Source organism: Neobacillus sp. B4I6 (assembly GCF_050434045.1).
Classification (GTDB): Bacteria; Bacillota; Bacilli; order Bacillales; family Cytobacillaceae; genus Neobacillus.
On the sequence record NZ_JBNPWB010000002.1, the window covers coordinates 2,728,105 to 2,740,614 of the forward strand.

The 12,510-nt window shown below is 38.1% G+C and carries 11 protein-coding genes; 3 read left to right on the forward strand and 8 right to left on the reverse strand.

Annotated features, from left to right (window positions below; genetic code table 11):
• The first annotated feature begins 7 nt into the window (after nt 1-7).
• Nucleotides 8-1,678, forward strand: coding sequence for a PAS domain S-box protein (locus QF028_RS15560; RefSeq protein WP_429466732.1), 1,671 nt, complete (start codon nt 8-10; stop codon nt 1,676-1,678).
• Nucleotides 1,679-1,703: 25 nt separating this feature from the next.
• Here QF028_RS15560 and QF028_RS15565 read toward each other — a convergent pair whose 3' ends face one another.
• From QF028_RS15565 to QF028_RS15580, 4 genes are read right to left on the reverse strand one after another with little or no spacing between them, the layout of a single operon-like run.
• Nucleotides 1,704-2,810, reverse strand: coding sequence for a GerAB/ArcD/ProY family transporter (locus QF028_RS15565; protein WP_429466734.1), 1,107 nt, complete (start codon nt 2,808-2,810; stop codon nt 1,704-1,706).
• Between the two features lie 35 nt (nt 2,811-2,845).
• On the reverse strand, nt 2,846-3,952 hold the full coding sequence (locus QF028_RS15570) for a GerAB/ArcD/ProY family transporter (protein WP_429466736.1): 1,107 nt from the start codon (nt 3,950-3,952) through the stop codon (nt 2,846-2,848).
• A gap of 30 nt (nt 3,953-3,982) precedes the next feature.
• Nucleotides 3,983-5,197 carry a Ger(x)C family spore germination protein gene (locus QF028_RS15575; RefSeq protein ID WP_429466738.1) on the reverse strand — a complete coding sequence of 405 codons (1,215 nt, stop codon included), beginning with the start codon at nt 5,195-5,197 and terminating at the stop codon, nt 3,983-3,985.
• Nucleotides 5,194-6,780, reverse strand: coding sequence for a spore germination protein (locus QF028_RS15580; RefSeq protein ID WP_429472371.1), 1,587 nt, complete (start codon nt 6,778-6,780; stop codon nt 5,194-5,196). Before QF028_RS15580 ends, QF028_RS15575 begins: the two co-directional genes overlap by 4 nt.
• A gap of 205 nt (nt 6,781-6,985) precedes the next feature.
• Here QF028_RS15580 and QF028_RS15585 point away from each other — a divergent pair, with 205 nt between their 5' ends.
• Complete coding sequence (locus QF028_RS15585) at nt 6,986-7,216, forward strand: hypothetical protein (protein WP_215001829.1); 231 nt, start codon at nt 6,986-6,988, stop codon at nt 7,214-7,216.
• Nucleotides 7,217-7,277: 61 nt separating this feature from the next.
• Here the strand turns inward: QF028_RS15585 and QF028_RS15590 are convergent, their stop codons facing one another.
• From QF028_RS15590 to QF028_RS15605, 4 genes are all read right to left on the reverse strand, one after another.
• Nucleotides 7,278-7,502 (reverse strand): hypothetical protein, encoded by a 225-nt coding sequence (locus QF028_RS15590; protein ID WP_410883100.1) that lies wholly within the window; start codon nt 7,500-7,502, stop codon nt 7,278-7,280.
• A gap of 266 nt (nt 7,503-7,768) precedes the next feature.
• Nucleotides 7,769-8,035 (reverse strand): phage holin, encoded by a 267-nt coding sequence (locus QF028_RS15595; protein ID WP_088086936.1) that lies wholly within the window; start codon nt 8,033-8,035, stop codon nt 7,769-7,771.
• 108 nt (nt 8,036-8,143) lie between these two features.
• Nucleotides 8,144-9,493: an ABC transporter permease gene (locus QF028_RS15600; RefSeq protein ID WP_429466741.1), complete on the reverse strand. Its 1,350-nt coding sequence runs from the start codon at nt 9,491-9,493 to the stop codon at nt 8,144-8,146.
• Entirely contained in the window at nt 9,490-10,179 is a 690-nt protein-coding gene (locus QF028_RS15605; RefSeq protein WP_429466743.1) for an ABC transporter ATP-binding protein, read from the reverse strand. The genes QF028_RS15600 and QF028_RS15605 overlap by 4 nt, the downstream gene beginning before the upstream one ends.
• A gap of 221 nt (nt 10,180-10,400) precedes the next feature.
• Here QF028_RS15605 and QF028_RS15610 point away from each other — a divergent pair, with 221 nt between their 5' ends.
• Nucleotides 10,401-12,503, forward strand: coding sequence for a transglycosylase domain-containing protein (locus QF028_RS15610; RefSeq protein WP_429466745.1), 2,103 nt, complete (start codon nt 10,401-10,403; stop codon nt 12,501-12,503).
• The last annotated feature ends 7 nt before the right edge of the window (nt 12,504-12,510 follow it).

Genomic DNA, 12,510 nt, shown 5'->3' on the forward strand with positions numbered 1-12,510 from the left:
GATTTCCATGAATAAAATAAAGATCATCATCTTCTACTTTTTTACAAGTATTATTTGGATATATGGGTCCAATTATGTAATCGAACAATATGTGCCTTCTTCACTTATTGAGTTGGTGTTAAGGTCAAAAGAGATCTTTTATGTTGCCATGACTGGAGGGTTCATTTATTTCTTCATTAGTAAAAAAGAGGAGTTAGATGTTTCCCAGGAAGATCAGAAACGTCTATCTACTTTAATCAATTCAATGGTTGATTTTGTTAACTTTAAAGACGGTGAAGGCAGATGGATTGAAGCAAATGAATTTGGTTTACAATTGTTCCAGCTTGAGAATGTGGATTATCGGGGGAAAAAAGATTCGGAATTAGCCGAGTATACAGACTTTTACGGTGATGCTCTCAGATTTTGTGAAACTTCTGATGAAGAAGCTTGGATTAATCGAGAAATCACTCGCATAGAGGAAGTCCTTCCTGTTCCAGATGGATCAGTAAAAATATTTGACACGATTAAAGTACCACTATTTCACGAAGATGGCAGTCGACAAGGTTTGGTCATCATTGGACGTGATATTACCGAAAAAAAGGAAATGGCCTTAAAATTAGCAGAGAGTCAGCAACAATATAAGTCATTATTTGAATACAGTCCAGATATTGTTTATATGATGGATTTAGGCGGAACTATTACCAATTTAAACCCACAGTATGATGTCATTACAGGCTTCAAACGGGAAGAAGCGATTGGGAAAAATGTAAAACAATTATTACCGAAAAGTTATAAACGATATCTTCCAAAGTTCATTTCCACTGTTGTGGAAGAAATAAAACCGGTCATGTATGAGCTGTATATACCACATGCAAACGGGAATCGGATTATCATACAATGTACTTCCCTTCCAATGATAATTAATGGAAATATCACTGGGATCATTGGCTATGGCAGTGATGTGACCACCTTAAGGGATGCAGAAGAACGTCTTCGCAGGACAGAAAAGCTATCAATCGTTGGAGAATTATCTGCCAGCGTTGCCCATGAAATTCGGAATCCGCTGACGTCATTAAAAGGATTTGTCCAACTTTTACAAATGGAAGATGAGAAGCATCAATTTTTTTATCAAATTATGCTCGACGAATTAAATCGTATCAATGACATTGTTGGTGAGCTTTTGTTATTGGCAAAGCCTCAGCTTTTAAAATATACCAAAGCAGATCTTCAGAAGCTATTAATGGACGTCATATCATTATTAAACACCGAAGCCAGTTTATATAATGTTCAAATTGAATCTCTTTTTCCAGAAAACGACATATGGATTGAATGCGAACCAAATCAACTCAAGCAATTGTTTATCAATTTGATTAAAAATTCGATTGAAGCAAGCCAAAATGGCGGAACGGTTTCCATTATTCTAGAGCAAATAGAAAATAGTCATGTGTTAATTTTCATTAAAGACAATGGCTGCGGAATTTCAAAAGAAAGATTAGAGAAAATTGGCGAACCTTTCTACTCTTCTAAAGAAAAAGGGACTGGGTTAGGTTTAACGGTTAGTTTCAAGATTGTTCAATCCCATCAAGGCAATATCCATTTTGATAGTCAGAAAAATCAAGGGACTTCGGTTCAAATTTCATTACCGATCAAGCAAAAAGACCCTAAAAACAACCAGCGCTCGATTCCTGAAGGAGTGTAAGACAAATGAGTGATTAGCCCGTCCACTACGACGGGTTTTTCTTTTTCTTCCGATTCCGGAAAAAAGCAATAATTAATAACATGGAAGGAATGATAATTTGAAAGGGCCAATGTAAATAAGTAGGTACTATAACTAGCCCTTCCTTTATATGTTCCGAATAATTAGATGCAATCGTAACAGATGCAAATAAGACGATAATTCCTAGTGGGAAACTGAGCTTTCGTTGGTTTTTTAATTGAAAGATATCAGCGGCACCAGCCACCGCAGCATAATAGTAGATTGCAATCTTAAAAAAACCTCCAATGATTAGATAGAGCATAAACAAGACATCGAGACGTTCGATAAAATCAGCAATTTGAATTTTCCCTACTGTCGTTAATAGTGGGAAAGTGGAATAACTAAAGAGATTTACCCCTAATACTGAAATATTTACTACTACTGTAATGGTAATATTTATTCCGCTTAATATCATGCCACTTAAACAGACTATTTTAACCTTCTTTTTATCATTTACAAACGGGAGCAGCATTGTAAAGACGACCATTTCTCCAAAGGGAAAGTTGATGGTTTGAGTTAAAAATGTCTTTATTACCGGTTTCAACCCATTCTCTAAAATCGGTTTTAAATTCCCAAAATGAATTAACCCAGAAAAGATAATTAACAGCATGCCTAATATCGCCGTCAGGTAAACAATCCCAAAGTAAATTTCTCCAACTCGGGCTATTACTTCAAACCCCTTATGAATGGCATAAATAATCGTTATGATCATTAAGCAATTGATAACAAATAACGGAGTACTATTATAAATAGTTGTTGTTAATAATTCACCAAAATCTCGCAATACCCTTGCTGCAAGATAAATAAAATAAACAATATATAATAACCCAATCAACCGTCCAAGCCATTTTCCCATTATTTCTTGAATATAACCCGTTAAGGGAAGGTCAGGATAGTACAAAAATAATTTGTAATAAATAAAAAAGATCATGATACCGCCAGTTAAACCGAGCAAAATGGCTATCCAAGCATCCTGTTTCGCATCTGATGCAATCCCAACCAGAATAGCACTGCCCATTTCAAACAAAACGACCAGGACGAACAATTGGATTGTACTTATTTTCGCCTTTTCCATATACGATTGATCCCCCCTTAAAAAGGGTTATTTATTTAAGCCGGGCTTGTTTGTTTCTTCCTGTTACGAATAAAAGCAATGATTAGTAAGATGGAGGGGATGATGATTTGAAAAGGCCAAAGCAAATAAATTGGTACAAAAATCAGCCCTTCCTTTAAAAATTCTGCAAAATTTGATGCAATCGTAATTGATGAAAACAAAACGAGCATTCCAATTGGAAACCCAAGCTTGCGTTGATCTTTAAATTGAAAGATATCGGCAGCTCCGGCCACTGCAGCATAATAATAAATGGCAATTTTAAAGAAACCACCAATGATTAAATAGAGCATAAATAATACATCTAAACGCTCGATAAAATCGGCAATTTGGATTCTTCCTATTGTGTTTAATAAGGGGAAAGAGGACCGACGAAAGAGATCCACTCCCAAAACAGAAATATTTACTACCGCTGTAATGGCAATATTTATTCCCGCTAATATCATCCCACCCACACAGACTATTTTGGCCTTTTTTTTATCATTTAAGAACGGGAGCAGCATCGTAAAAACAACCATTTCTCCAAAAGGAAAGTTGATGGTTTGAGTTAAAGAGGTTTTAATAACAGGTTTCAATCCATTCTCTAAGATCGGGGTTAGATTACTCAAATGAATTAAACCCGAAAAGGTAATTAGCAGCATGCCTAATATCGCTGTCAGGTAAACAACTCCAAAGTAAATTTCTCCAACTCGGGCTATTACTTCAAACCCTTTATGGAGCCCATAAATAATAGTAAGAATCATCAAAGTATTGATCACAAATAGTGGAGTGCTATTATAAATAGTTGTTGTTAATAACTCTCCAAAATCTCGTAATACCCTTGATGCAAGATAAATAAAATTGACAATATAAAAGAACCCAATCAACCGTCCAAGCCATTTTCCTAAAATTTTTTGAAGATAACTAGTTAAGGGCAGGTCAGGATAGTACATATATAAGCGGTAATAAATAAAAAAGACAATGATTCCCCCAGCTAAACCGAACAATATAGCTATCCAGGCGTCCTGTTTCACTTCTGATCCGAGACCAAGAAGAATGGCACTACCCATTTCAAACAAAACAATCAGCACGAACAATTGGAAACCACTTACTTTTGCTTTTTCCATGTACGATCGTCCCCCCCTCCTTACTTCGCGTTATTTATTAATGCCTGACCAAAATGGATTTGTCCGTACTCCTTCGCGACGCACGTATGAATCTACCTTTACATTCACTTCCAGGTCTGCAAAATAATCGTTCCAATTCCCCTTTAGCTTCTTCCATAATTCAGGGTTAGCTTTATGTACACTATCACCAAACCCGAAGATATCACACTTTAGTTTCTGGGCTTCCTTTACTGAAGACTGTATTTCCTTTTTAATCTCTTTTTCCACTAATTTTTCAATTTTTCCAATAATTGTTGGATCCATCAAGTCAATTGCGGTATTCGCTTCACTAATCCAGCCTTCATTCTCAATTTTAATATTTATTACAGGTTTCCCATTTTTAAAGATAGTTGAGACTTTGGTTTTTGATCTAATAGGCACCATACTAATGGCATTTTTCTTCCCATTCCACTTTAGAGTTATATCGGTACTCTTCGCTTTATCTAGGACCCAGATCACTCCACGAGCCTTGTTACTTTCAATCCAACCGGTCAATTCACCGTCTTTAATAACCGCTAAGCCATCAGCTGAGAGGTAAGCATCGGTTGTTGTTTTTTGCAAATTAGTTGCTTTATTGGCTTCTTCTTTCTTACCAATTAGTCGATAACCGTTTAGAATAGGTTCTTTTCCACTGCCGACAATTCCATCAATGAGATCGTCTATACTTATACTTATATTTTCCCCTTTCATAGCTTCAGTTGATTTGATCTCTTTTGTAATCTTAGTAACAGGCAGTTTATCGAGAATAGTCAGAGTTGTGACTATTTCCTCTGCCGTAGAATCTCTTGCTATAATTAGCTCTGTAGTTGTTCTAAATTCTGGATCCCTTGCAAAGGCATCTAACATATTAAGCATTAGAGTTCTATCACGTGCCACTTCTTCACTAACAACGACTACATTGGTGTGCGCATAATATAAACGGCGCGAAACCTTTTTAGTTGCATTTCTAGATGCTTCAGTAATGGTTCTACCAGTGCTTTTATAAACGGCGATCGGCAGCCCCTGGCCTCCTCCACCTTGCGCAGCTGAAACATTCGCTGGATTAACAAGCTGGAACGAAATATGGTACAGATCGTCCTCTCCCCTATCAATACCAAGTGCCATCACAAAGGCCAAATCAGTTAACTCTTTCTGATTCCAGCAAGCACTCAGTATCGGCAGAGACATGATTAAGATCAAAATAATAATGAACCATTTTTTCATCATTCTTCACCATTTTTAGGTTGATTTTCTGTTGGTTTAGGTGGACCAGGCTTTTGATGATCTCCTGTCCTCCTCATATTGCCTTTGCTAATAAACATTGGTCTATTTTTCATAGCCCAGACTGGAAAGCGAACAAATGCGTCTTGTTGATTATGGATGTTGAAAGGTGCTAGCGGCATCATGTATGGAATTCCAAACGAGCGAAGCGAACATAAATGAAGTGACATGAACATCAGCCCTAACATGATTCCATAAAAGCCTAATATCGTAGCTAATCCCATCAGGACAAAGCGTACTAATCTTGCCGCAATCGCCATAGCAAATACGGGTGTGGAAAAATTTGCGATGGCAGTGATTGAAACGACAATTACCATTACAGGAGAGACAAACCCAGCCTGTACTGCTGCCTGGCCAATTACGAGAGCCCCTACAATCGATACGGCCTGACCAACCGCCCTTGGAAGCCTAAGCCCCGCCTCCCGTAAAATTTCAAATGTTACCTCCATGATTAATGCCTCAACAAAGGCTGGAAAGGGAACATTTTCACGTTGAGCGGCAATAGCAATCGCCATCGTCGTCGGGATCATCTCTTGATGAAAGGTGGTCGCAGCAATATAAACAGAAGGTCCAATAACTGCGATAAGGAATGCTAAAATTCTTAACAATCGAACTCCTGTTGATATGTCAAATCGTGAATAGTAATCATCCGGTGCTTGGAAAAATTGAATAAAAATAGCTGGAACTGTAACAACAAACGGAGTCCCATCGACTACTATGGCAATTCTCCCTTCTAGTAAATGTGATGTCACGACATCGGGCCTTTCGGAATGGTAGGTGGTTGGAAATGTTGTCCATGTTTGGTCTTCAATCAATTGCTCTATATATCCAGAAGCAAGGATGGAATCGATATTGATTTGTTGAAGCCTTTCTTTGACCTCTCCAACAATTTTTTCATTGGCAATTCCCTCCAAATATATAATGGCGATATCTGTTTGGGAAACAGACCCTAGTTTCATGGAATCCACCCGTAAATTTGGACTTTTTATACGGCGGCGAATTAAAGCCGTATTCGTACGGAGTGTTTCCGTAAACGAATCTTTTGGACCTCGAATTGATAATTGTGTGGTAGGCTCCGTAATCGAACGCCTTTCCCATCCTTTTGTTTCACCACTGATAGCTTTATTGCATCCCTGTAAAAAGATGACCGTATCTCCTGAGAACAATGAATCAAATACCTGATTCCAATTATCAATGGTCTTGACACTTCCAAGTGCCATTGTTTTATCCAGCATGTATTGTATTAGATCGACTGGTTCATCAGGTACCTTTGTTTCGATTACTGTTTCTAATATATAGTCGGCTATTGCATCAGAACTAGCCATTCCGTCAACGTAAACAAGAGCACCTTTATGTGCACCAATTTTAAACTCGCGAACGTTAATATCGCTACTATTGCCAACTTCCTCTTTTAGATGAGATATATTCATTTGATAGTCTCTTAAAATCGGCAAGTCCTCCGGTTTTTGCGGATCTTGTTTTTGCCTATAATTATCATCCTGTCTCTTTTTTTGTTTATTTTTAAGCATCTTAGACAAAATCGACACAATACCGGCCTCCTTAAAAATTATTTGAACACTTTTCTCCCAATACTGGATATATTGCCCAAGGTATATCACTTTATCCCATTGAAAGTGGTTTTTTATACAACCATAATTAAAATATACGGGTTAGAATAAGGAACAGCTTAGAAAAGAACAATAAAAACAAGATATTCCTAAGGGTGTGCTGAGGTTGAAAATATTGTTTGTAACGACCCTGCTGGCATTTGGCAGCTTAATACTAATTATTTCGTTGGATCTTTTGATGGGCGCAAGTATTTCAGGAATTATTTGGAAGGCAATTAACCCTTTTAGGGTAATGGAGGCAGCCGAATATATCATTGTTTTATTATTTATATTGTTTTTCGTCATTGATTCCTTCGGTGCTTATTTAAATAAGAAAAAAGGGAATTCATCTAACTAAAACGTAAAAATAATACGGTTTTCATTTTTCTTGGAAATATAAAAAAAGATAAGAGCTTACCTTATAATGGCAAGCCCTTATCTGAATTAGTATTTGATCTTTCTTTTTCTCTTTTATGGAACAACCGTTTATATATAGCACCTACAGCAGACAGACTACCCCACCATCTCCTCTTTCTTTCATAATTTGCACCATACACATAACGGTTCCAAAAAAAGTAGATGAATTCCTCTACAATCAGCAATAGGACGAAACATAAAGCAGAAATAGTAATCCAAAACCACATTTTAAGGACCCCTTTCCCAATGGATCATTAATTCTATTCCAAAAACAACAAAGAAGTACTACCCAGGGTCAAACCTAAATATCCCTCTTACCATATCTCTCATCCTTATTTTAACAAACATTTAGCAAATTGTAGACATTATGGTAATAAATGTAGAATTTGGGTCAACAGTCCTAGAATTGAAGATATGAAAAATGCCTCTGGTTTTCATCACCAGAGGCATTTTTTTATCTTTCTGGGTAACCAGGTAGCCAGTTTTCATTAGATTAATTTGGGTCCTTGTATTTTAATGCCCGTTCACTGTCCCCATAGCCCTTGGTGGTTGGATCCTGTACGATTCCTAACATAGACAGCAATACAAATACAGCATTTAAAAAGGTTAACACAGAATTTTGAATAGCATCAGTGAGTTGAAAATCAATGATCCCAAAGGAATTTAAACATGCAAACACCATTTGAGCAACAATCATAATTTGAGATACAAACGCGATAACCCAGTTCCGGTTTCTTAATCGGACCTTCCAGTTAATCATCTTCCCCAGCCCTTTCCTTTATGTTAAACAATCTTTCTATTAACATATGCTTGGACTAGGAATTGGTTGTCCGCGAATGGTGCGGAATTTCATTGGATAACCTCGTAACTAAACTTCTCTCCGCATTGCTTTTAATACATCAACTTTTGTTGCCCGCTGTGCTGGTCGAAATCCTGAGATAATCGTAACACCATAACAAATTACAATACAAATGATTGGTAAAATAAGCGGGATGTCGCTAAATATTAAGTCTAAGTCCGATTCTTGACCAAATGCCTGTTTGATAATTAATGGAATCGCAAAATTCACCGCATAGCTAATCCCATAGGAAACGACTGTACCAATGAGTGCACCGATCAACCCAATATAACTGCTTTCAAGCAGAAAGATTCGTTTAATTGTTTTTGGACTCGCCCCGATTGCTTTCATAATTCCAATGTCAGGAGCCCGCTCGGTCACCGCCATTGTCATCGTATTATAAATTCCGATAGAAGCGATTAAAATGGCGATCGTTCCAATAAATATGAGTCCTGCTTTTGCAATCATAAACACCATATTTACCTCTTTTAATTCATTTACCACTGAATACGAAGCATAATTCTTGTCTTTTAATTGATCAGAGATACTTTGGACGGCTTCCATGTTTTTAGCATAGATTTTAACTTCATCATACGAGTTTTTATTGACATTCAGGTCGACAGGTACTTCACCATTGGCATCGAGCTGGTACCCTTTTGGTGTTCCGGTAAACGTCTCAATTTCCGTTAGCATATCATCCGAAATAAACACACTTCTATCTTCGGCCCATTCTTTCGTTGGCTTTTTAGAGATGCCAACAACCTTCAATGGAATCGTTTTTTCTACTTGTTTGCCCTCTTTAAACTGCCTGATCGTTAACTTAATTTCCTTGCCAAGTAATTCGCCTTTATAGAGATACTCCTCTTTAACCTGACCCTTTTCATCGTACAAATCATCGCCAGCATCCTTTTCTGCGAGATTAGTTAGGAAATTGTACCCTACGGCCACTTCATCTTTTCCCTTTGGCAGCCTGCCCTCAGATAATTCAAAACCGGATTTTATTTCTGCAGGAAAATTCGCCACAAAAGTTTGCGTTGCTTCTTGATAATTCCCAATCGAATAGGTGCTTTCCTGTTGCAACATTTTCCTTCTTGTGACAGCTTTGACATCTTTAACTTTTTCAAAAACTTGAATATCTTTATCATTTAAAGGACGAAAAACCCCTTGATCTTTTGTTTCTTTGCCATGGACATCAATTTGAGTAATGACCCTGCGTTCAGTAATTTCCTTTACCACTGATTTCTGTAAGCCAAACCCGACAGAGGCGAGAACAATTAGGAAGGCACAACCCATTGCTGTCGCAAGAATCGTCATAAATACTCTCGTTCTATTTTTCTTCATATTCTGGCGGACGAAGCGGAATTGATCTTTTAACTTCATAACAGCACCTCCTCGACAATGCGGCCATCTTTTAACTCAATCTTTCGACTGCCGATATCGGCCACCTTGTCATCATGGGTGATTATCAAAAAGGTGATTCCTAAATCCGTATTTAATTCCTTAATGAATTTCAATAACTCTTCCTCTGTTTCACTATCAAGGCTGCCGGTCGGTTCATCGGCAAGAATAATCGGGGGATTAACAATTAAGGCACGGGCGATGCTTACCCGCTGCTGCTGCCCGCCTGATAATTCTCCTGGATAATGAGCCTGGTAATCTAGCAGACCAACTTTTTTAAGCATTTCTTCCGTTTGGATTTTTCGTTCCTTTTCGTTAATACCTTTTAATATAAGCGGCAGCTCCACGTTTTGAAAGGCAGTCATGCTCGGAATCAATTGAAAGCTTTGAAAAATAAATCCTAGATTATTAATCCGGAAATCTGCAAATTTCGTTTCATTCAGATCTGATACCTTTTCCCCGCTGATCCAAATTTCACCCTCTTTCGGATGAATGAAGCCACTCACTAAATTAAGAAGCGTCGATTTCCCCGATCCGCTTCTACCAACAATCGTAACAATTTCACCTTTTTCGACCGTCAAAGTAATATCTCTAAGTACCGGAATAATCGTTTGACTTCCTTTTTTTCCAATCACAAAATCATGGCTTAATTTTTTTATCGTAATCATTATTTCCTCCTGTTTCCCATTCATTACACCTAATAGACGAAGGTTTTTTTAATGAACCCTACACAAATTTAAAATATTTTTTAAGTACTTTGTAGACGTGACTAAGTTTTATTTGTTACAAGAGGGAATAATAATAGCCAAATGGCTTTTGCTAGTCTTTTTATTCGATAAAATTTATAATAAAAGAATTAAAAATTACTTTTTTAAAGTAAGGAGATCACATGGAGAAATTGCATCCATTTTGGGAAAAAATCGTTCGTTTCTGGAAAAAGAAACATTTAACACAAATATTCTTATTAATTATTCTAGTGGTTGTTTTAGCGACCATCCTCTATTTTGGCTGGCTCGCGATGAGAGCAAATGTCCAATCTTTGAAGCAGGGTCTCAGCCAGCCGACAGTTATTTATGATAAAAATGGAAAAGTGGCTAGCAATGTCGCTACCAATCGGACGAAAGGCGTAAAAATCGAAGACTTGCCAAAGTATGTACCCAATGCGGTCGTTGCCATTGAGGACGAACGCTTTTATCAGCATGGCGGTTTTGATATCAAAGGGATTGCCCGTGCCTTTTTCAGTAATTTGTTTGCGGGAAGAATTACAGGCGGTGGCAGTACTTTAACACAGCAGCTAACGAAGAACGCCCTTCTCTCACCAGAACGGACCTATAAGCGAAAAGCTGAGGAATTATTTTTAGCGGTAAAAATCGAAAAGGTTTATACCAAAAACGAGATTCTACAAATGTATATCAATCAGGTTTACTTCGGGAGCGGTGCCTGGGGTATTAGCAATGCATCAAAAAAGTATTTTAATAAAAATATCGAGGATGTAACGGTCAGTGAGGCAGCGATGCTAGCCGGACTATTGCATTCACCGAATTATCTTGACCCTTATAAAAACTATGATTTAGCGATGAAAAGACGAAATACAGTGTTAGCAAAAATGAAAGAACTAGGGATGATAAATAATTCACAGTATGCGAAGGCTAAGAAAGAAAAGATTCGCCTTCACGATGGCGGGGGGAGCTTTGTTGAACGAAAATACCCTTATTATGTGGATGCAGTCTTAAATGAAGCTATCAATAAATATGGCATAACACAGGAGGAAATTTTAACAAGAGGCTATCGAATTTACACTGCTTTGGATCAAGATCTTCAGTCTGGCCTTGAAAAGGTCTATAGTAAAAACTACTTGTTCCCAAGGAGCCAAGGGGAGAATTTAGTTCAAAGTGGTTCCGTTCTAATGGACCCAGCATCAGGGGGAGTCTTAGCCCTTGTTGGCGGCCGCGGCGAGCATGTATTCCGAGGCTTTAACCGAGCAACACAATTACGGGCACAGCCGGGGTCAACGATCAAACCATTGGCAGTATATACACCTGCTCTTGAAGAAGGATACAACTATTCATCCAAGCTTGTCGATGAACCAACCACCTTCGGAAATTACAAACCAGAGAATTTTTCAAAAACATATGAGGGAAAGGTTGAAATGTATAAGGCACTTGAGAAATCGCTGAATATCCCGGCTGTGTGGCTGTTAAATAAGATTGGCCTAGATAGAGGGATCGATTCATTAAAAAGGTTTGGCATCCCTGTTACAAAAGAAGATAAAAACCTGGCAATCGCACTGGGCGGGATGAGTCAAGGGGTCTCCCCCCTTCAAATGGCAAACGCTTTTTCAGCTTTCCCAAATGGCGGGAAGCGTGAAGATAGCCACTTAATTACTAAAATTGTTGGGCCGACTGGAAATGTTTTAGCAGAGAGGGAAGCGAAAACTACAAAAGTGACGTCAGAAGAGGTCACGGATGAAATGACTTCGATGCTCTTAAATGTAGTAGAAACCGGGACGGGTAGACGCGCCCGTATTCCTGGAGTGCAACTCGCCGGAAAAACAGGATCGACCCAGTTACCATTTAAGGATGTCAGTGGAACGAAGGATCAATGGATGGTTGGATATACTCCAAATCTTGTCGGGGCAATCTGGTTAGGATTTGACCAAACCGACCGAGAGCATTACCTGCCAAGTGCGAGTTCGGCCAATGTGGTGCCAATTTTTAAAGAGATGATGAAGGAGTCTATTCAGCATCTTCCGAAAGAACAATTCGAAGTTTCTTCAATTAATGCACAGCTCGCCGGAGAAGCTCCCCCAAATCTAAGAATCAATGAACAGGCGAAGAAGATAAGCAAAGAATTAAATGAAAATGCTCAAAAACTAGGTGAAACCATAAAAGAACAAGCCCCTGGATGGAAAAAGGGCTTGGATAAGGCTTTATATAAGCTCGGCGAGGCCGTAAATTCATTAGTTGAAAAGGTTAAGAATAGAGGTGAATAGCACGCAA